At 53.5% G+C, this 19,225-nt stretch carries 19 protein-coding genes and 1 pseudogene; 12 read left to right on the top strand and 8 right to left on the bottom strand.

Translation table 11 applies throughout. The annotated features are described in order from the left end of the window. Positions 1–9 precede the first annotated feature (9 nt). Entirely contained in the window at positions 10–348 is a 339-nt protein-coding gene (locus ACOTX4_RS13275; protein WP_003859787.1) for a YebY family protein, read from the top strand. Between the two features lie 125 nt (positions 349–473). On the opposite strand, the gene ACOTX4_RS13270 is transcribed toward ACOTX4_RS13275, so the two are convergent. Together ACOTX4_RS13270 and ACOTX4_RS13265 are read right to left on the bottom strand one after the other, a co-directional pair. Then, positions 474–671, bottom strand: a complete 198-nt coding sequence (locus ACOTX4_RS13270; protein ID WP_032609507.1) for a hypothetical protein — start codon at positions 669–671, stop codon at positions 474–476. A 45-nt stretch (positions 672–716) separates the two neighbouring features. Then, entirely contained in the window at positions 717–1,697 is a 981-nt protein-coding gene (locus ACOTX4_RS13265; protein WP_045329835.1) for a VirK/YbjX family protein, read from the bottom strand. 167 nt (positions 1,698–1,864) lie between these two features. Between ACOTX4_RS13265 and pphA the strand changes: the two genes are divergently transcribed. Continuing rightward, a complete protein-coding gene (pphA, locus tag ACOTX4_RS13260) occupies positions 1,865–2,509 on the top strand; it encodes a protein-serine/threonine phosphatase (RefSeq protein WP_421635390.1) in 645 nt (214 codons plus the stop codon). 34 nt (positions 2,510–2,543) lie between these two features. Here pphA and ACOTX4_RS13255 read toward each other — a convergent pair whose 3' ends face one another. From ACOTX4_RS13255 to yebS, 4 genes are all read right to left on the bottom strand, one after another. Then, a complete protein-coding gene (locus ACOTX4_RS13255; protein ID WP_003859885.1) occupies positions 2,544–2,783 on the bottom strand; it encodes a YebV family protein in 240 nt (79 codons plus the stop codon). Between the two features lie 106 nt (positions 2,784–2,889). Then, entirely contained in the window at positions 2,890–4,353 is a 1,464-nt protein-coding gene (gene rsmF, locus ACOTX4_RS13250; RefSeq protein WP_045329828.1) for a 16S rRNA (cytosine(1407)-C(5))-methyltransferase RsmF, read from the bottom strand. A 56-nt stretch (positions 4,354–4,409) separates the two neighbouring features. Next, the gene (locus tag ACOTX4_RS13245) at positions 4,410–7,043 is read right to left on the bottom strand and encodes a PqiB family protein (protein WP_003859888.1); all 2,634 of its coding nucleotides are present in this window, start codon (positions 7,041–7,043) and stop codon (positions 4,410–4,412) included. Continuing rightward, positions 7,012–8,295 carry a membrane integrity lipid transport subunit YebS gene (gene yebS / locus ACOTX4_RS13240; RefSeq protein ID WP_003859890.1) on the bottom strand — a complete coding sequence of 428 codons (1,284 nt, stop codon included), beginning with the start codon at positions 8,293–8,295 and terminating at the stop codon, positions 7,012–7,014. Before yebS ends, ACOTX4_RS13245 begins: the two co-directional genes overlap by 32 nt. A gap of 132 nt (positions 8,296–8,427) precedes the next feature. On the opposite strand from yebS, the gene ACOTX4_RS13235 reads away from it, so the two are divergent. The 4 genes from ACOTX4_RS13235 to htpX all read left to right on the top strand — a co-directional run bounded on the left by ACOTX4_RS13235 (position 8,428) and on the right by htpX (position 12,851). Next, positions 8,428–8,925, top strand: coding sequence for a GAF domain-containing protein (locus ACOTX4_RS13235; RefSeq protein WP_006811006.1), 498 nt, complete (start codon positions 8,428–8,430; stop codon positions 8,923–8,925). A gap of 96 nt (positions 8,926–9,021) precedes the next feature. Then, entirely contained in the window at positions 9,022–9,708 is a 687-nt protein-coding gene (gene proQ, locus ACOTX4_RS13230; RefSeq protein ID WP_003859895.1) for an RNA chaperone ProQ, read from the top strand. Positions 9,709–9,727: 19 nt separating this feature from the next. Beyond that, complete coding sequence (gene prc / locus ACOTX4_RS13225) at positions 9,728–11,776, top strand: carboxy terminal-processing peptidase (protein ID WP_003859896.1); 2,049 nt, start codon at positions 9,728–9,730, stop codon at positions 11,774–11,776. A gap of 193 nt (positions 11,777–11,969) precedes the next feature. Beyond that, a complete protein-coding gene (gene htpX, locus ACOTX4_RS13220) occupies positions 11,970–12,851 on the top strand; it encodes a protease HtpX (protein WP_003859899.1) in 882 nt (293 codons plus the stop codon). A gap of 51 nt (positions 12,852–12,902) precedes the next feature. On the opposite strand, the gene ACOTX4_RS13215 is transcribed toward htpX, so the two are convergent. After that, entirely contained in the window at positions 12,903–14,276 is a 1,374-nt protein-coding gene (locus tag ACOTX4_RS13215) for an MFS transporter (RefSeq protein ID WP_023314330.1), read from the bottom strand. 178 nt (positions 14,277–14,454) lie between these two features. Between ACOTX4_RS13215 and kdgR the strand changes: the two genes are divergently transcribed. Next, positions 14,455–15,246 carry a DNA-binding transcriptional regulator KdgR gene (gene kdgR, locus ACOTX4_RS13210; protein WP_003859903.1) on the top strand — a complete coding sequence of 264 codons (792 nt, stop codon included), beginning with the start codon at positions 14,455–14,457 and terminating at the stop codon, positions 15,244–15,246. Between the two features lie 63 nt (positions 15,247–15,309). On the opposite strand, the gene ACOTX4_RS13205 is transcribed toward kdgR, so the two are convergent. Next, positions 15,310–15,549, bottom strand: coding sequence for a YobH family protein (locus ACOTX4_RS13205; protein ID WP_003859905.1), 240 nt, complete (start codon positions 15,547–15,549; stop codon positions 15,310–15,312). 160 nt (positions 15,550–15,709) lie between these two features. On the opposite strand from ACOTX4_RS13205, the gene mgrB reads away from it, so the two are divergent. From mgrB to ftsI, 5 genes and pseudogenes are all read left to right on the top strand, one after another. Then, positions 15,710–15,853 (top strand): PhoP/PhoQ regulator MgrB, encoded by a 144-nt coding sequence (gene mgrB, locus ACOTX4_RS13200; RefSeq protein WP_003859906.1) that lies wholly within the window; start codon positions 15,710–15,712, stop codon positions 15,851–15,853. A 74-nt stretch (positions 15,854–15,927) separates the two neighbouring features. Next, a complete protein-coding gene (locus ACOTX4_RS13195) occupies positions 15,928–16,215 on the top strand; it encodes a YebO family protein (RefSeq protein ID WP_045329823.1) in 288 nt (95 codons plus the stop codon). Positions 16,216–16,883: 668 nt separating this feature from the next. Next, positions 16,884–17,028: pseudogene (locus ACOTX4_RS13190) on the top strand (DUF2627 domain-containing protein). Positions 17,029–17,040: 12 nt separating this feature from the next. Beyond that, positions 17,041–17,250, top strand: coding sequence for a transcription antiterminator/RNA stability regulator CspE (gene cspE / locus ACOTX4_RS13185; protein WP_001062678.1), 210 nt, complete (start codon positions 17,041–17,043; stop codon positions 17,248–17,250). Positions 17,251–17,466: 216 nt separating this feature from the next. Continuing rightward, positions 17,467–19,212, top strand: a complete 1,746-nt coding sequence (gene ftsI, locus ACOTX4_RS13180) for a peptidoglycan glycosyltransferase FtsI (protein WP_003859909.1) — start codon at positions 17,467–17,469, stop codon at positions 19,210–19,212. Positions 19,213–19,225 lie beyond the last annotated feature (13 nt).

The following is a 19,225-nucleotide window of genomic DNA, read 5'->3' as shown; positions in this document are numbered from 1 at the left end:
AAATAACATATGAAAAAGACACTGCTTTCTCTTTTACTTCTCACCTGTGCCAGCAGTGCGCTGGCCGCGCCGCAGGTCATCACCGTCAGCCGGTTTGAAGTGGGCAAGGACAACTGGGCATTTAATCGTGAAGAGGTCATGCTCACCTGCCGTCCCGGTAACGCGCTGTATGTCATCAATCCCAGTACGCTCGTGCAGTATCCGTTAAATGACGTAGCGGAGCAGCAGGTGGCCAGCGGGAAAAGTAACGGACAGCCTGTCAGCGTGATCCAGGTGGATGACCCGGCAAACCCCGGGCAGAAGAAAAGTCTGGCACCGTTTATTGAGCGCGCTGAAAAGCTCTGCTAGCCGTCAGGTTTCCAGTAAAAAAAAACCGCAGGTGCTTGTAAAAGCTCTGCGGTTTTTCACATTTAGTGATGTTCTGACGCTTTTTTTCAGACCACTTTTACTGTGGACTGGAAAACCTGACGTCGTCATCTATTCTTAAAGGGCAAGGCGATTGAGCCTGCATTAATGCCAACTTTTAGCGCACGGCTCTCTCCCAAGAGCCATTTCCCTGGACCGAATACAGGAATCGTATTCGGTCTCTTTTTATCCGCATGAAAATAAACGATAAAATCCGGTTTTCGTCTCAGCAGAAGGTTCACTTCCTGTGCGCCTGCCTCAAACATACCACAACCCGGCAGGCGTAAGTCCAGTCCTTTTTGGCTGTTTTGTTAAATTTTTGTTTGTATTTTGCCTGAGACGACTGCGGGATCAATGCGCGCCTGTACGGAAGCCGCAATATCATCAAGTAACGCAAAGCGGCGACGGTATTCGGCGCGTTTTTTGCTGGCAATCTCCTCCAGTGCTTTACGCTCCATCTGGAGCGGCAACTGCCAGCAGAAGGGGGAGAGTTTCTTTCCGTTCAGGCCTTCCCAGAACTCGTCGTAGCTGGCGTGAAAATGACGGCCTTTGCTCAGACGGTAGCGCAGCGCGCGGAAAACATGGCCTTCATCGCTGACGGCAAAAATCGTGCTGATGTTCGAGCGTGAGGCAAGCTGGAAGATCACCTCCATCAGCACGCGTTTCGGGAAAAGGCCATGGCAGGCACGGGTAGCCTGTTTAATCACCTCCCGTGAAACATGACGACGTGGACCCTGAAGGCCGCCGATCACCAGCACCGTACGGCCGTTACTGCGTGCGACACAGAACGTCAGGCTGGCAAGCAGCGTATTGTCATTGTCGTGCAGCCAAAGCGTGCTTTCGCCTTCGCGTTCGGCCTTACCTGCGGACGAGGCGTGGACTGTATAGATTTCGCCGTTTTTTGCCTCGAACCGGACAACCGGCACCTCTTGCGGGCTGGTCAGCGCGTGGGCGAGGGCGATGTTTTTCAGACTATCAATCCACTGATAGTGGCTGACGATAGCATCGGCCCGGTCGTTTGAGTTCAGGCCGCGCATCAGATACTGGCGGTGAGTTTTACTCGGCAAGGTAATTTGAGAGGTGAGCAGCCTGTCGAAATCATCGCGCCCGGACAGGGCCTCCAGCATGCGATGGGTGGAGGACCAGAATAAAAGCGAGCGCAGAAGGAACTTTAACCGGTAATCACGTTTGTGCCAGATTGGGCCGGGAACGCGTTTTCCTCTCACCAGTTCAGAAATAATATTTGTGCGATGCGGATAAAAAACATCGTTTTGCAGGTGTATGTTTGACACGTGAAAATCCCTCTTTTTATTCCGCTCTATTTTAAAGGCCAGGGAATAAGGGATTAATAGCGCAGCGATCTTTATTTCCGGCTGGTTTATGGTTTGTTTGGATTCGCGAAATCCGACGCCAGTTCATGACATTTTCTGTGGCAGCTATACTTCTTACAGGAGGCGTTATGTATCAGAAAATAGAGGGAGAACTCTGGCGTCATGTCTGGGTTGTCAGCGATATTCATGGTTGCTATCAGTGGCTTATGGATGAGCTGAAACGACGACATTTTAATCCTGATACGGATCTGCTGATCTCGGTGGGGGATATTATCGACCGCGGGCCTGACAGCGTAAAATGTTTACAGCTGATGCAGGAAAACTGGTTTTATGCGGTACGCGGTAATCACGAGCAAATGGCGTTAGATGCGCTTAAAAATAATGATTTTAGTCTCTGGTCGATAAATGGCGGTAACTGGTTTACCGGTCTTAAGGACGCTCAACAAAAACAGGCGAAGGGTTTACTCGACGCGTGTCGGGACTTACCCCACATTATTGAAATATCCTGCAAAAACGGTCTCAACGTGATTGCTCATGCGGATTATCCCTCCGCCGAATATGGCTGGCATAAGCCGGTGGATGCCCAGCGCGTGCTGTGGGATCGCGACCGGTTAATGGGCTTTATGGTGGGCAAAGGGCAGGGCATTAGCGGCGCGGATCACTTCTGGTTTGGACATACGCCTGTGGACAAACGCTACGATTTTAACAATCTGCACTACATTGATACGGGGGCAGTATTCGGGGGCTTTCTGACGCTGGCGCAGCTTCAGTAATAAATAACCCGCCTTCGGGCGGGTTCTCTTTGGATCAGGCAAGACGCAAGACCCAGGCATCGGTTTTACTGTCGTAATGCTCACGGTACAGAACGGAATGTTCCCCATCAAGGATTGCCGGGACGCTGGTATCTGCATCCCAGGCGTCCAGCTGCATGCACAAATCCGGATCGGATTTGCAGGGAATACTTAACGTTCGTTCGCCTTGTGATTCGCCGCGCAATTCAGCGTCGTCGATTTCGAAAGCGCCAATGCGTACGCTGGTTTTCGTCATAATGCTCTCCGGTTTGTTGCCCAAAATCTGGTATGACCAGTGCAGTCACCCATTTTTGATCCTAGACAAGGAGAGCGAAATCGCCAGTAAAAAAATGCGCTTTTTTTCAGGCGCTGCGGTTGTTACCGGTAAACAGGCGGCCATCGCGTACCAGTTCGCGCGGATAGCTGTTTTTCAGCCGCGAGCCGACTTTTTTCGCCAGCCCCAGCGGATAGCCCTGATACGTCACGATGACTTCATCCTGTGACGGGCCGTCTTCCGGGTAAACGTCACGACCGCGATACCACTCTTCCGCTTCCTGATGCGTCAGGGCAAAGGTGTTCTCACTGCCGGCCAGCGCAATGACCGCTTCGTGCTGCCAGCGATAGCCTTTGTTGTGGATCTCCGCCAGGCGAATACCGAGGCGGGAGAAACGCACCTTACCAATCAGCGGTTCGATGTTGACCGGGAACAGCCACAGCTCTTTGTCACGCATCCAGAGGCGCAGGCTCTCATCCCAGTGCAGGCCGACTTTGCTCGCAGCCGCTTGCGCCTGTGCCGCCTCACGGCCTTTGACCGGCGCGAACGGGAAGTTGCCGACCTTAAACTTAGGGGCAGGCAAGGGATCGACGGCGCGGGTTTTACGCAGACGGGCAACAAAGAAGCCTTCGCAATCGTAAATCTGCGGGAAGACATGCAGGAAGCCTTCAGGCGTGGCCGCATGGCTGGCCGAGTCGAAGAGGGTGTCCAGCGGCAGAAACTCGACGGCATCCACATAGCGTTGCTTGAGCCACAGGCAGACGTCCTCGTTTTCATCGCGATTCAGCGTGCAGGTAGAGTAAACCAGCGTCCCGCCTGGGCGCAGGGCATGAAACGCGCTGTCGATCAGTTCGCGCTGCGTGGCGGCGATCTCCAGGTTGCTTTCAACGGACCAGTTTTTTAACGCATCAGGATCTTTACGCACCACGCCTTCGCCGGAGCAGGGCGCGTCGAGCAGGATGGCATCAAAGGCTTCCGGCAGGGCAGCGCCAAACACGCGACCATCGAAGTGCGTTAACGCGACGTTGTGGATCCCGCAGCGGCTGATATTGGCATGCAGGACTTTAACGCGGCTGGCGGAAAATTCGTTGGCGAGGATCGCGCCGCGGTTGTTCATCCGGGCGGCAATCTGCGTGGTTTTAGAGCCCGGCGCCGCCGCGACATCCATAACCCGCTCAGGCTGGCTCCCGTCGGCAAACAGCGCAGCAACCGGCAGCATGGAGCTGGCTTCCTGAATATAAAACAGCCCGCTCAGGTGCTCGGCGGTGCTGCCGAGCGGCAGGCTCTCCTCGTCATCCCGTTCGATCCAGAAACCCTCTTCACACCACGGCACTGGCGTTAATTGCCAGCCGTAGGGGGAGACGAGATCCAGAAACGCCCCGACGCTGATTTTCAGCGTATTGACGCGAATACTCCGGCGCAAAGGGCGCTGGCATGCGGCGACGAAATCGTCGAAAGAGAGATGAGCTGGAAGCGCCTCGCGCATCTGTGCGAGGAATTGTTCGGGAAGAAATACGGAGTTTTGAGCCACGGGCACACCACAGGGAAACATTCAGGTGCGCAGTGTAACATAAAGGCTCCGGCGCGTTGACACCGGAGCCTGCGAGATTAACGCGGCAGCGCCGTTCCCCATTCGCGCCACTCTTTCGGTTCACTTTCCAGCAGCAGGAAGTGTTTACCTGCCTGCGCCTTAGGCGCCAGAGGCGTGCCAGGCGGCGTCGCGAAGGCAATGCCGCCGCGAATGAACTGGTTAAAGGTCCCCGTTTTGACCACGCCACCGGTCAGGCCGAAGTCCAGCGAGTAGCCTGAAGCGAGCCAGAACACCGAGTTGTTGCGAACCAGATGCTGATAACGCTGGCTGATGCGCAGGCCGACCATCACGCGATCGGACAGATTACCCAGCGTCAGGCTTGTTACTGTCCCCACTTCAATGCCGCGGAACAGGACCGGCGTACCGATGCCCAGCGAACCGGCTTCCGGCACTTCAACCACAATGCTCAGACCGTCCAGATAACGGGAGTCGGTGATGGTTGCCTCCTGCAACTCAAATTCACGACGCGCGTTGCCGCGACCCGGTTCAACGTTTATGTACGGTTGAAGTATGGTGTCGAGATGCTCAACCCCTGCGGCAGAAATTTGCGGCGTAACCACCGAGAAGCGCGAGCCTGCCCGGGCGAACGTCTGCACATATTCCGGATAAAGCACGGCGGTCGCCTGAACTTCGTTGCGCGCGGTGATCAGCGTCAGCTTCTGGACCTGCCCGATATCAATGCCGAGATAGCGGATGGGCATGCCTTCAGCCAGTTTACCGGCATCAAAGGTGTGCAGGGTAATCTGCCCCCCGACCGCACGCGCCGCGGTTTCGGACGGGAAGAGGATCCGCTTGTCACCTTTACGCATGTTGCCGCCCGCGCCGCTCAGGTTATCGAAGCTGATCGCACCGCGCAGGGCACGGGAGAGGGGAGACGCCTGTACGGTCAGCCCGCTGCCGTTGAGCTGCACTTTCGCGCCGCCTTCAGCCCAGAACACGCTGTTTGGCGTGAGCAGCTTGCGGTACTCCGGCTTGATATGCAGTTCGATATCAAACGCGTCCGCACGAGGACGAACGGTGATCACTTCCCCGACTTCAAACTTACGATAAAGCACGACGGAGCCTGCCTGGACGTCCGGCAGCGTTTCAGCGCTTAAGGTCAGCGTGGTGGTCGGCAGGTCGCCAAGGCTGTTTTCAATGGCTTTGTCCAGATTGGCGAACAGCGGATAACTCTCGCGCAGCGCACCTTTGCTGCCCGGCAGAATGCGGATCCCGCCGTTAACCCACTCGCTGGCGCTGGCGCCGAGGAACTCAACGCCGTCCAGACCCACCTTCACGTCGACCCGGCTGTTAACCACAAATTTACTGTCGCCGTGAACCAGATTGCTGTACTGCGGATCGATGGCGGCGGAGAAGGAGACCCCTTTTTCTGTCAGCTTACGTTCGAGGACCTGGCCCACCTGCACACCGTGCAGGATCAGCGGTTGCCCGGCTTCGATACCGTAGCTTTCCGGCGCATTCAGCGTAACCGTCAACACGCCCGGTTTTTGCAGCAGGGCTTTATCCGCCGGGGCGATAACAAAGTTTTTATTCGGCGCGCCTTCACCGGGGATCAGCTCAAAGGTGCTTCCCGTCAGCAGGGAACTGATGCTGGCGTCGCTGAGGGAGAGCTTCGGATTACGCAGTTCAATGCGCGTTTTTTCCCGCAGGAGATCCACCACGCTCGGATCCACCGTCATTTCGCCGGTAACGGAGCCGCCCGCATTGAGGGTTAATTTTGTCAGTTGCCCGACCTCTAAACCCTGGTACATCAACGGGGTCGAACCGGCTTTCAGGCCTTTGGCATCCGGCAGGGTCAGCTTGACGATGACGCCGCGCTGGCTGTGCGCCAGGTCGGCGTACAGGCCAAAGGTATCTTCTGCGGCGGCAGGGCTGGAGTCAGCAGGTGAGTCGAAGGCGATAGCGCCATTCACCAGCGCCGCCAGGCTCTCAAGCTTCACTTTCGCACCGCTTAAGCTCAGGTCGGCATCGACGCCGGAGACGTTCCAGAAGCGACTGCCTTTTTTCACCAGGTTGGTAAAACGGCGCTCGATGAGTACATCAATGGTCACGCCATCTTTGTTCGGGTTAATGGCGTAGTCGTAAACGCGACCAACCGGAATTTTGCGGAAATAGACCAGAGAACCACTGTTCAGCGAACCCAAATCCGGCGCGCGGAGGTGGATCATCAAATCGCCGTTATTCAGCCGATATTTCGGCTGGGTGTCCAGCGCAACAAAGTGATCCTGTGGCTCGCCTTTGCCGGGCATCATGCCGATATAGTTACCGCCCACAAGCGCATCCAGCCCGGAAACGCCGGCCAGGGAGGCTTTAGGCGTGACCAGCCAGAACTGCGTTTCGGCGCGCAGGGCATCCTGCATATCAGACTTAATGCTCGCCCGGACCTGAATTTTGTTCAGCCCTTTGCCGAGGGAAATATCCTGCACGGTACCCACTTCCACCCCCTGGAAGCGAACGGGGGTACGTCCGGCGACAATGCCGTCCGCAGACTGGAAATCAATCGTGATGGTACTTCCGCGATCTTCATAGCTCGTCCAGATAAGCCAGCCTGCGATCATCAGCGCGATGACAGGTAGCAACCAGAATGGCGAAATGCGGCGTTTTGTTTTAATTCTCGCTTCAGTCGGCGAAGCGGGCGTTTCCTGACTCATGTGCGTCCCAAAGTAAGCGGCTGTCCAGCCATTCCACTGCAAGAATAGTCAATATCACCGCAGAGCCGAAATAAAAAGCTGCGGGTCCCATGGTAAAAGCAAGTAACTGATCGCGATTGATGAGCGACATCATCAGCGAAATCACGAACAGATCCAACATCGACCAGCGACCAATCCAGGTCACGAATCGCAGAAGCAGGATGCGGGTGCGTAGTCCTTGTTCGCATTTAAAGTGAATGCTGATAAGCAGCGTAAACATCACCACCACTTTGGTAAAGGGCACCAGAATACTGGCGATGAAAACAATGGCGGCGACCCCCACGTTACTGTGCGCCAGAGAGATAATCCCTGAAAGGATAGTATCTTCCTGACGGGCGCCGTTCACATAAATTACGGAGATCGGCAGCATGTTGGCCGGGAACAAAAATACCAGGGAGGCGATAAGCGCCGCCCAGCATTTTTGCAGGCTGTTGTTGCGTCGCAATCTTAACGGAATGTGGCAGCGCGGACATCTCCCGCGTTTATCCGGAAAACCGGTGTAATGGCACCCCAGGCAGACGCGCAGGTTGTCATCAGGCCGGGTCGCGGGACGCTGCGGGTAAAATCGCTCCCAAAGCTGTTCAACATTGAGATGAATCAGGGTCAGAATACTCAGCAGGACCAGTGAAATAAACGCAAAAAGGCCAATGCCAGGTTGTAAAAATGCATAATCCTGCACCTTGATAGACGCCACGCCGACGCCCACCAGATAGATGTCCAGCATCACCCACTCCTTGAGCTTTTCCAGCATGAGCAGGACGGGGCGCAGGTTCATCCCCAGTATGTTGCCAAACCACAGGTAGGCAATTGCCGCGACCAGCACCAACGGCGCGCCGACGACGCAGAACAGCACCATGGCGGCCGTAAGCGGATCGCCCTGGCGCGTCATCTGCCAGATCCCCTGCAACACGTTAGCGTCAATACGCACGCCAAGCAGGTAGAGCTTTAACAGCGGCTCGGTCCAGGCGAAGGGCATCAGCAGTAGCATGGTGACCGCCATTGCCGCCAGACGCGTCAATGACCAGTCCCGGCCATCGCGAATTTTGGCATCGCAGCATGGACAAAAAGCACTTTGGTGCGATTTCATCTTCGGCAACATAAAAAGCGTATCGCACTGGGGACAACGCTGATAATGTGCACGGGGCAGAGCCTGGCTTACCGTACGGACAACGATCTTTCGTGTCGGCGTAATTTGGGGTGTTTTTAGGGCCATCAGTCGCACACAGATTAGTATTGTTGAAAGTTATAATAACTCATGAACGGATTCATCTTGAGCATGAGCGCATTTAATGCTTATTTTAATAGGCTATGCGGTAACTATGTAAGATAACTAAGTGATTGAATAATGAACAAAACAGAATTCTACGCGGATCTGAATCGCGATTTTAAGGCATTAATGGCAGGGGAAACCAGTTTCTTAGCCACTCTGGCAAATACCAGTGCGTTACTGTTCGAACGCCTTTCTGACGTGAACTGGGCGGGCTTTTATCTGCTGGAAGGCGACACGCTGGTACTGGGGCCTTTCCAGGGGAAACTCGCCTGCGTGCGTATCCCGGTAGGTCGCGGCGTGTGCGGTACCGCAGTGGCGACCCGTCAGGTTCAGCGTGTCGAAGATGTTCATGCGTTTGACGGCCACATCGCCTGCGATGCCAGCAGCAATTCTGAAATCGTACTGCCGCTGGTGGTTAAAAATCAGATTATTGGCGTTCTGGATATCGACAGCACGGTCTTCAGTCGCTTTACTGCCGAGGATGAGCAGGGGCTGCGCGCGCTGGCCGCAAACCTGGAAAATGTTCTGGCAGAGACCGATTATCATAAATTCTTTGCGAGCGTCGCAGGATAATCAACGGATAACGTAGCATTTACTGATAGCGTCATTATAATGTCGCCTGTTCATGCCTGCGCTTGTTGGCAACGTCCGTTGTAATCAGGAAATTTCATGGAAAATCAACCTAAGTTGAATAGCAGTAAAGAAGTTATCGCATTTCTGGCCGAGCGTTTCCCGCAGTGCTTCAGCGCTGAAGGTGAAGCGCGTCCTCTGAAAGTCGGTATCTTTCAGGATTTGGTCGCGCGCGTTGAGGGGGAGATGAACCTCAGCAAAACGCAGCTTCGTTCTGCCTTGCGCCTTTATACCTCGAGCTGGCGTTACCTGTACGGTATCAAGCCGGGTGCGACCCGTGTCGACCTTGACGGCAACCCGTGCGGTGAGCTGGACGAGCAGCACGTAGAACATGCGCGTAAGCAGCTTGAAGAAGCCAAAGCTCGCGTGCAGGCACAGCGTGCGGAACAGCAGGCGAAAAAACGCGAAGCCGCAGCGGCAAACGGTCAGGAAGACGCCCCTCGTCGCGAGCGTAAACCGCGCCCGGCACCGCGTCGTACTGAAAATAACGATCGCAAACCGCGTGCTGACAAACCAGCAGCTAAAGCCCCACGTGCGCCGCGCGAAGAGCCGCGCCACACCCCGGTTTCTGACATCAATGCGCTGAGCGTAGGTCAGTCTCTGAAGGTGAAAGCGGGTAACAACGCGATGGACGCCACCGTACTGGAAATCACCAAAGATGGCGTTCGTGTACAGCTGACTTCTGGTATGTCAATGATTGTACGCGCAGAACACTTGTTGTTCTGAAACGGAGGCCGAGCCTGGCATGAACACTTTTTTTAAGCTCACCGCGCTGGCTGGCCTGTTTGCTATAACAGGCCACGCTTTCGCTGTGGACGATATTACGCGTGTTGATCAAATTCCGGTTCTCAAGGAAGAGACTCAGCACGCGACGGTGAGTGAGCGCGTGACGTCGCGCTTTACTCGTTCGCACTATCGTCAGTTCGATCTCGATCAGGCCTTTTCGGCCAAAATCTTTGACCGTTATCTGAACTTGCTGGATTACAGCCATAACGTACTGCTGGCCAGCGATGTCGAACAGTTCGCTAAACGCAAATCCGAAGTGGGTGATGAGCTGCGCTCCGGAAAACTCGATCTGTTCTACGATCTGTACAACTTATCGCAAAAGCGCCGTTTTGAGCGTTATCAATACGCGCTGAAAGTGCTGGAACGTCCTATGGACTTCACCGGCAACGACACCTTTAATCTGGACCGCAGCAAAGCGCCATGGCCGAAAGACGAGGCTGAACTGAATGCGCTGTGGGATGGAAAAGTCAAATATGACGAACTGAGCCTCAAGCTCACAGGCAAAGACGAGAAAGAGATCCGTGAGACGTTAAACCGTCGCTACAAGTTCGCTATTCGCCGTCTGGCGCAGACCAACAGTGAAGATGTTTTCTCGCTGGCGATGACCGCGTTTGCGCACGAAATTGATCCGCACACTAATTATCTCTCTCCACGTAACACCGAACAGTTCAATACCGAAATGAGCCTGTCTCTGGAAGGTATCGGTGCTGTGCTTCAGATGGACGATGACTACACCGTAATCAACTCCATGGTGGCCGGTGGCCCTGCATCGAAAAGCAAAGCGATCAGCGTAGGCGACCGTATTGTCGGTGTGGGCCAAACCGGAAAGAGCATGGTGGACGTGATTGGCTGGCGTCTTGATGACGTAGTTGCGCTGATCAAAGGGCCGAAGGGCAGCAAAGTTCGCCTAGAGATCCTGCCAGCCGGTAAGGGGACCAAAACCCGTATCGTTACTCTGACCCGTGAGCGTATCCGTCTGGAAGATCGCGCGGTGAAAATGTCGGTGAAAACCGTGGGTAAAGAGAAGGTTGGCGTTCTGGATATCCCTGGTTTCTACGTCGGCCTGACCGATGATGTGAAAGTGCAGCTTCAGAAGCTTGAAAAGCAGAATGTCAGCAGCGTGATCATTGACCTGCGCAGCAACGGCGGCGGGGCATTGACCGAGGCCGTCTCGCTTTCCGGGCTGTTTATCCCGTCTGGCCCGGTGGTACAGGTGCGCGATAACAACGGTAAAGTGCGTGAAGATGCGGATACCGATGGTGTGGTCTACTATAAGGGGCCGCTGGTGGTGCTTGTCGATCGCTTCAGCGCCTCTGCATCGGAAATCTTCGCTGCTGCCATGCAGGATTACGGCCGGGCGTTAATCGTCGGCGAACCGACGTTTGGCAAGGGCACCGTTCAGCAGTACCGCTCTCTGAACCGTATTTACGACCAGATGCTGCGCCCTGAATGGCCGGCGCTGGGCTCAGTACAGTACACCATTCAGAAGTTCTACCGCGTCAACGGCGGCAGCACGCAGCGCAAAGGCGTGACGCCGGATATTATGATGCCGACAGGTACCGAAGAGACGGAAACGGGCGAGAAGTTTGAAGATAACGCGCTGCCGTGGGATAGCATTGATGCCGCGACATTCGTGAAATCGGGTGATATGAAACAGTTCGGACCGGAACTGCTGAAAAATCACAACGATCGCATCGGGAAGGATCCGGAATTCCAGTACATCATGAAGGACATCGCGCGTTTCAACGCCCTGAAAGCAAAACGGAACATTGTGTCTCTGAACTACGCTCAGCGTGAGAAAGAGAACAATGAAGATGACGCGACACGTCTGGCGCGTATCAACGATCGCTTCAAACGTGAAGGCAAGCCTCTGCTCAAAAAACTGGACGATCTGCCTAAGGATTACCAGGAGCCCGATCCGTATCTGGACGAGACGGTGCATATCGCGCTTGATCTCGCGAAGCTGGAAAAAGAGAAACCTGCTGTGCAACCTGCTCCGACAAAATAATCCCCCAACAGGCACAAGAAATTGTGCCTGTTTCTTTTTGTTCCTCATCCTTCCGTCAGGCAGATTTCCAATTGTGTAAAGTTGTGTCTTTCTGGTGACTTACGCCGTCTGGATGCTTGAAAATAGCCGTAATACCCATACGATGTGGGTAATCGCATAGTGCGTTTTGTTAAACTGAGGTTAAAAGAATATTATGATGCGAATCGCGCTCTTCCTGCTCACCAACCTGGCGGTGATGGTGGTATTCGGGCTGGTGCTAAGCCTGACGGGAATTCAGTCGAGCAGCGTTCAGGGTCTGTTGATTATGGCGCTGCTGTTTGGTTTCGGTGGCTCTTTCATTTCACTGCTAATGTCGAAGTGGATGGCACTGAAATCCGTGGGCGGTGAAGTTATTGAGCAACCGCGTAACGATATGGAGCAGTGGCTGATGAGCACGGTTGCTCAGCAGTCAAAGCAGGCAGGCATTGCCATGCCACAGGTAGCCATCTACCACGCGCCGGATATCAACGCGTTTGCTACCGGTGCGCGTCGTGACGCGTCCCTGGTGGCCGTCAGCACCGGTCTGCTGCAAAACATGAGCCGTGACGAAGCGGAAGCGGTTATTGCTCACGAGATCAGCCACATCGCCAACGGCGATATGGTCACCATGACCCTGATCCAGGGCGTGGTGAACACCTTCGTTATCTTTATTTCCCGTATTCTGGCGCAGATTGCTGCCGGGTTTATGGGTGGCAACCGTGATGAGGGTGAAGAGAGCAACGGCAACCCGCTGATCTATTTTGCTGTTTCAATGGTGCTGGAGCTGGTGTTCGGTATCCTGGCAAGCATTATTACCATGTGGTTCTCCCGTCATCGTGAGTTCCATGCGGATGCCGGTTCCGCGAAACTGGTGGGTCGTGAAAAGATGATTGCTGCGCTGCAACGTCTTAAAACCAGCTACGAGCCGCAGGAAGCAAACAGCATGATGGCCTTCTGCATCAACGGCAAGTCAAAGTCGCTGAGCGAGCTGTTTATGTCTCACCCGCCGCTGGATAAACGTATTGAAGCGCTGCGTAGCGGCGAATATCTGAAGTAACGTAATCGGGTTGAAAACAACCGGGCAGGAGTCCTTCTCCGCCCGGTTTTTTTATGCCTGCGCCTTTGGCTGGGTGACACGAAGACCGCTAATGACAGCCGCGAGGGTCGCCAGTGTCCCTGCGGTAATCAGCGCAACGTGTGTCGCATTCTGCCCGGCCAGGTTAAACATCAAGGCTACCAGTGCGGCCCCGGTGCTTTGCCCTAACAGTCTTGCCGTGCCCAGCATCCCGCTGGCGCCACCGCTGCGATGACGTGGGGCAGAGGTGATAATCGTGTGGTTATTAGGGGACTGGAACAGACCAAAACCGGCCCCGCACAGGATCATGCGCCAGATAATATCCAGATCCCCTGGCGAGGCGGGCAGGAGCGCCAGTGCAAACAGTCCCACCGCCATGACAACCAGCCCAATCGCCCCCAGAAGCCCGGCATGAACGCGCTCAATAAGGTAACCGGCCAGCGGGGCCATCACCATGGTTGCCAGAGGCCAGGGCGTGAGCAGCAAGCCTGTTTCCACTTCCGAACGGCCAATCACGCTCTGCAAAAAGAACGGCAGCGCAACCAGCGCCAGCATCTGGGCGCAGAACGAGCAAATGGAGGTACAAATGGATAGCGAAAACAGCGGAATACGCAGCAAATCCACCGGCAGTAACGGCACGGGCAGCGCCAGCTGACGTCGTACGAAGAAAAATCCGATGATAAGCATGGCAACGATTTCTGCGGCAATGAGCGACAGAGACTGCCCCTGCGCAAATCCGCTCAGCGCGGTAATCAGCAGGCCAAAGGTCAGCGCGTTCATCACGGCGCTGGGCAGGTCAAAACGCGGCATGGTGTTTTTCGGACCATTTTCCGGAAGATAGCGCAGGGCGAAGAAGATCGCCACAATACCCAGCGGCACATTAATGGCAAACAGCCACTGCCACGAGGCAACGGACAGAATGGCGGCGGCAATCGTCGGCCCGGCAGCGGACGACACGGCCACAATAAAGGAATTAATGCCCATGCCGCGCCCCAGGTGGCGGTGAGGATAGATAAGCCGTATGAGGGCCGTGTTCACGCTCATTAGCGCCGCGCCGCCAAAGCCCTGCGCGATACGCGCCAGGGTGAGGGTGTGCAGTGAATCGGAAAGGGCACAGAAGAGCGAGGTGAGGGTAAAGACCACCAGCCCGCACTGGTAAACCCGGCGATAGCCAAACATATCGCCCAGGAAAGAGAGTGACAGGAGGGAAATCACAATTGCTATCTGGTACGCGTTCACAATCCAGATAGAGCTTGCGGGAGAAGCATTAAGGTCTTTTGCAATGGTAGGAAGAGCAACGTTGGCAATCGCACCGTCAAGGACAGCCATCGAAATACCGATGACAATAGTGGCAATTGCCCCGTACCGCTGCGGTAAGGGCAGGCCATCAGAAACGTTTTTTTGCATGGGAAAAGAATGACTCAGCGTGAAATTATTTTCAGAGTAACTATTTTAGCATCGTTATTTCGGTTTTATGTCGCAGATTTGTAACGAAGTAAACCCAGATAGATTGCAGCACGCATCACACGAATTTATAATAAAAACCGGTTCTGATTTTTATAAAACACTCTCCATGAGGTGATAAATGGCAATCGCAGATTTGGATAAGCAGCCAGATTCTGTTTCTTCCGTGCTGAAGGTGTTTGGCATCTTGCAGGCGCTCGGAGAAGAGCGTGAAATTGGTATTACAGAGTTGTCGCAGCGTGTGATGATGTCGAAAAGCACCGTTTATCGCTTTTTGCAGACGATGAAATCATTGGGTTATGTCGCGCAGGAAGGAGAATCAGAAAAATATTCTCTGACGCTGAAACTGTTTGAACTGGGCGCCCGCGCTTTGCAAAACGTGGATCTGATCCGCAGCGCTGACATTCAGATGCGTGAACTTTCACGATTGACGAAAGAGACAATTCACCTCGGTGCGCTGGATGAAGACAGCATTGTTTACATCCACAAAATTGACTCCATGTACAACCTGCGCATGTATTCACGCATCGGTCGTCGTAACCCGCTCTACAGCACCGCAATTGGTAAAGTACTGCTGGCCTGGCGCGATCGCGAAGAGGTGAAGCAGATCCTTGACGGGGTGGAGTACAAACGCAGCACCGACCGCACCATTACCAGTACGGATGAACTGCTGAGCGTGCTGGATAATGTGCGTGAGCAGGGTTACGGGGAAGATAACGAAGAGCAGGAAGAGGGGCTGCGTTGCATCGGTGTGCCGGTATTTGACCGCTTCGGCGTTGTCATTGCGGGCCTGAGCATTTCGTTCCCAACGCTGCGTTTCTCTGAAGAGCGTCTTCATGAATATGTGGCGATCCTGCATACCGCAGCGCGCAAAATTTCAGAGCAGATGGGCTATAACGATTATCCGTTCTGATCGACGCTTTCAATAAAAACGCCGCAACAGTGCGGCGTTCTTGTAAGCGAAATTCAACGCTGATTAACCGTTATCAATCACATCAGATGATTTACGCAGCACAGGACAGTTGGTTAACCCGATGATCCCGCTGTCGGAATGGATGTACTGCGCCGTGCTTACCCCCCGGGCGGTAAGATATTTACACTGGATACCCAGACCCGCGGCATTTTCTTTGCTTCCCATTAATACGCCGTACCCACTTAATAACAGGCCGATCCACACAATGGCCAGTACAATTACTGTACGAATAAGTAAACGCATCGTTGCCTCTTTTTTCTTTGTTGTCATGGAGTAAGCGTAACGGGTTTACGCAGTGAAACAAGTGCACGATTCCGAAAAGCGTCTGTTGAAGGTACAGTTAGCCCCTGTTTAAGATAACCGTGATAACCTGGCTGCATCAGGTCATAAGACGGAGTGTGGAGTGAAAAAAATACGCTGGGTAATTCTGATTATAGTGTTGATAGCTTGTGTGGTGCTGTGGACGCAGACTATCAATGTGATGTGCGATCAGGATGTACAATTCTTTAGCGGCATTTGTTCAATCAATAAGTTTATCCCCTGGTAGAGGCCATTTTTACGCTGAGTGATGTCCTTACGTGGCGGCAGTGGTAAAATGACTGTTTTTACTGAGGTGGTGAAATGGGTGAGTTACTGAATTCGGGGCTGCTGAGCATTGCATCCCTGGTAATGTCTTTGGTGGTGCTGGTCGTTGGGCTGGTACTGTGGTTCTTCGTTAACCGCGCCAGCTCCCGCATAAACGAGCAGATTGAACTGCTGGAAGCATTGCTCGATCAGCAGAAACGGCAGAATGCGTTGCTGCGTCGTCTGTGCGAAGCCAACGAGCCGGAGGAGAAAGCGGTACCTAAGGACGCTGTTGCTCAACAACAGGACGAGGAAGACTTCATTCGCCTGGTAGCCGAACGATAGTTTGCCCGGAAAGGGAGGTGGCCTGACGTACGGCGTAAATCCCCTCCCTTATCAAATGTGATCCACAACATCCCAACATATAATTAAGCAGCAGTTAACTATTGTTTCAGCATACTGAAAACTGGTGAATATTTATCCTTATTCGATAATTACCGTTTCGTTGAATAAATTGTGTGTTTTATCTTTCCCGAAGTGTTTTATTTTTATCGAAACGTTTTGCTTGCCTTGTTTTGAGGCAGAGTCATAAAAATTTCATTATTTTGGTGCAGAATAACGCTAATTAAATGGTGGATTTTAATACAATTAGCAAAATGTAATTAACATCGTATATTCCCTGACACATGTCGGTGCGTTGCAATGTTTTCAGCATAACTTTTCACAAAATGTTCTAACTCAGTCATTCTTTTAAAGAAAATCAGGGATTGGGATGGACGCTTTGAAATGATTGAGCTATGTTTAAAAAGTCTTTGATTACAGGGCGCGTCAACGCACCCTGCGGGCAGTGAGGTCAGGTAGCGCTTCATTTGACAATTCGCATAACCGTGCAGATTGTTATGGAGTAACACCTGAATTTGTGCGGCGGATCGAGACATGTTTAAAAATGGCTTGCCATATTAAACGTTGTGTGTGATAACACGTTTTGGGTCAAACGAGGTACAGTTCTGTTTATGTGTGGCATTTTCAGTAAAGAAGTCCTGAGTAAACACGTTGTCGTTGAATACCGCTTCTCTGCCGAACCTTATATTAGTGCCTCAAGCAGTAATGTCTCAGTTTTATCTAAGTCAAAGCCTGCGGGCTAAGAAAACACTCTAAGGAATTTTGCAAATGGCAAAGATTAAAGGTCAAGTTAAGTGGTTCAACGAGTCTAAAGGTTTTGGTTTCATTACTCCTGCTGACGGCAGCAAAGATGTGTTCGTACACTTCTCTGCAATCCAGGGTAACGGCTTCAAAACTCTGGCTGAAGGCCAGAACGTTGAGTTCGAAATTCAGGATGGCCAGAAAGGCCCAGCTGCGGTTAACGTAACTGCTATCTGATCGAATCACTGCTGACTGAAGCGCTCAGCGCTTCGATCTCAGACATAAGCCTCGCCGATGCGGGGCTTTTTTATTCGCTTATTTTTCAAAATATTACGTAATCCTCCGCTGTTATTATCTTGTTGCAAACCCTCGAGATTATTAGCATTGTTTTCCCGCCTTCTTATCCGCTTTTCCCGTTAAATCAGGGCGTTGATCAACAGCCCTGGGGTTAAGGTGAAAAAAAAGACAATAACGACCACCGGAAACTTTACTCCGGCACGTTTTGCACTTCTGTGTCTCGCTATCTTTTGTAGTCTTGCGTTTCTGCTGGGCCGCGTGGCGTGGCTGCAAATTATCAAACCGGATAATCTGGTTAAGCAGGAGGATATGCGCTCCCTGCGCGAAGTGGCGATAGACGCCCCGCGGGGGATGATTGTGGACCGTGAAGGACGACCCCTTGCGGTGAGCGTACCTGTCCAGGCCGTCTGGGCCGATCCCAAAACAGTGCTGGAAAAAGGGGGGATCGGTTATGATTCGCGCTGGCAGGCCCTGGCAAATGCCTTACACCTTTCTCTGAGCACGCTCGCATCGCGAATCAACAGTAACCCGCACGGGCGATTTATTTACCTTGCCCGTCAGGTTGATCCCTCCCAGGCAAAGTGGATCGATAAGCTGCGTCTTCCGGGTATCAACCTTCGCGATGAGTCCCGCCGCTTTTATCCTGCCGGGCACGTGGCGGCGAACCTGATTGGCTTCACCAATATTGATGGTCAGGGCATTGAGGGTGTCGAGAAAAGCTTCAACACGCAGCTTACCGGGAAGGCAGGCGTGCGGCTGGTCAGGAAAGATCGCTACGGACATGTGGTGGAGAACCTCACGGAGGTGGCTCCCGTACCTGCACATAATATCCAGCTTAGTATCGATGAACGCCTGCAAACTATCACCGAAGACGCGCTGGATAATGCCGTGGCGTGGAACAAAGCTGAGTCAGGCGCGTCGGTGCTAATTAATATCCAGACGGGCGAAATTCTGGCGATGGCGAGCTTCCCCGACTTCAACCCCAACAACCGGGAAGGGGCAACGCTGGATGATTTTCGCAATCGCGCGATCAGCGACACCTTTGAGCCTGGCTCTACCGTTAAGCCTCTGGTGCTGATGACGGCGCTACAGCAGGGGCTGGTACAGCCTGACAGCGTCATAGACACGCATCCCTACACCATTGATGGCCATCGTATCCGCGATGTGGGCTACTATCCCGAGCTGACGATGACCGGCATCCTGCAAAAATCCAGTGACACGGGCGTGTCCCGTCTTTCGCTGGCGATGCCTGTGCAACGGTTACTGGATACCTATAAACACTTTGGCTTTGGCGAGAGTACCGGGCTTGGCTTAACGGGAGAAAGCGCAGGTTTACTGCCGCAGCGGAAATTCTGGAGCCAGTTAGACCGGGCGACCTTTGCCTTTGGATATGGCCTGATGGTAACCCCCCTCCAGCTGGCGCATGTGTATGCCACCATCGGCAGCTATGGCATTGAACGGCCTCTGTCCATCACCCGAATCGATCCGCCGGTGATTGGCAAGCGGGTGATGCCCGAGGAAATTGTTCACGAGGTGGAGCACATGATGGAGAGCGTCGCGTTACCCGGCGGTGGTGGAATCAAAGCGGCGGTGCGTAACTATCGCGTGGCGATAAAAACCGGGACGGCCAAAAAAATCGATGAACACGGTAAGTATGTGGATAAATACGTCGCCTATACCGCAGGCGTTGCGCCTGCCAGCGATCCCCGTTTTGCGCTGGTGGTGGTGATTAACGATCCGCAAAACGGTGCCTATTACGGCGGGGCCGTTTCCGCGCCCGTTTTCAGCGAAATCATGGGGAACGTTCTGCGTCTGGAAAACGTAAAGCCTGACGGGCTGCCGGCAGATTCTGACCATCTGATCGTGATGCATCACCCAGCCGTTTATAACCCTGGCGAATAGCGGTACACTTCGC

This window comes from Enterobacter cloacae complex sp. IR5459 (genome assembly GCF_049238005.1).
Taxonomy (GTDB): Bacteria; Pseudomonadota; Gammaproteobacteria; order Enterobacterales; family Enterobacteriaceae; genus Enterobacter; species Enterobacter hormaechei_C.
The sequence above is the reverse complement of the archived record's forward strand: the minus strand, read 5'-3'. Positions and strand labels throughout refer to the sequence as shown.

Excerpts from the sequence above, each read along its gene's own strand:
- ACOTX4_RS13275 (WP_003859787.1), top strand. The coding sequence starts at position 10 with ATGAAAAAGACACTGCTTTCTCTTTTACTTCTCACCTGTGCCAGCAGT.
- ACOTX4_RS13270 (WP_032609507.1), bottom strand. The coding sequence starts at position 671 with ATGTTTGAGGCAGGCGCACAGGAAGTGAACCTTCTGCTGAGACGAAAA.
- pphA (WP_421635390.1), top strand. The coding sequence starts at position 1,865 with ATGTATCAGAAAATAGAGGGAGAACTCTGGCGTCATGTCTGGGTTGTC.
- ACOTX4_RS13255 (WP_003859885.1), bottom strand. The coding sequence starts at position 2,783 with ATGACGAAAACCAGCGTACGCATTGGCGCTTTCGAAATCGACGACGCT.
- rsmF (WP_045329828.1), bottom strand. The coding sequence starts at position 4,353 with ATGTTTCCCTGTGGTGTGCCCGTGGCTCAAAACTCCGTATTTCTTCCC.
- ACOTX4_RS13245 (WP_003859888.1), bottom strand. The coding sequence starts at position 7,043 with ATGAGTCAGGAAACGCCCGCTTCGCCGACTGAAGCGAGAATTAAAACA.
- yebS (WP_003859890.1), bottom strand. The coding sequence starts at position 8,295 with ATGGCCCTAAAAACACCCCAAATTACGCCGACACGAAAGATCGTTGTC.
- ACOTX4_RS13235 (WP_006811006.1), top strand. The coding sequence starts at position 8,428 with ATGAACAAAACAGAATTCTACGCGGATCTGAATCGCGATTTTAAGGCA.
- proQ (WP_003859895.1), top strand. The coding sequence starts at position 9,022 with ATGGAAAATCAACCTAAGTTGAATAGCAGTAAAGAAGTTATCGCATTT.
- prc (WP_003859896.1), top strand. The coding sequence starts at position 9,728 with ATGAACACTTTTTTTAAGCTCACCGCGCTGGCTGGCCTGTTTGCTATA.
- htpX (WP_003859899.1), top strand. The coding sequence starts at position 11,970 with ATGATGCGAATCGCGCTCTTCCTGCTCACCAACCTGGCGGTGATGGTG.
- ACOTX4_RS13215 (WP_023314330.1), bottom strand. The coding sequence starts at position 14,276 with ATGCAAAAAAACGTTTCTGATGGCCTGCCCTTACCGCAGCGGTACGGG.
- kdgR (WP_003859903.1), top strand. The coding sequence starts at position 14,455 with ATGGCAATCGCAGATTTGGATAAGCAGCCAGATTCTGTTTCTTCCGTG.
- ACOTX4_RS13205 (WP_003859905.1), bottom strand. The coding sequence starts at position 15,549 with ATGCGTTTACTTATTCGTACAGTAATTGTACTGGCCATTGTGTGGATC.
- ACOTX4_RS13195 (WP_045329823.1), top strand. The coding sequence starts at position 15,928 with ATGGGTGAGTTACTGAATTCGGGGCTGCTGAGCATTGCATCCCTGGTA.
- cspE (WP_001062678.1), top strand. The coding sequence starts at position 17,041 with ATGGCAAAGATTAAAGGTCAAGTTAAGTGGTTCAACGAGTCTAAAGGT.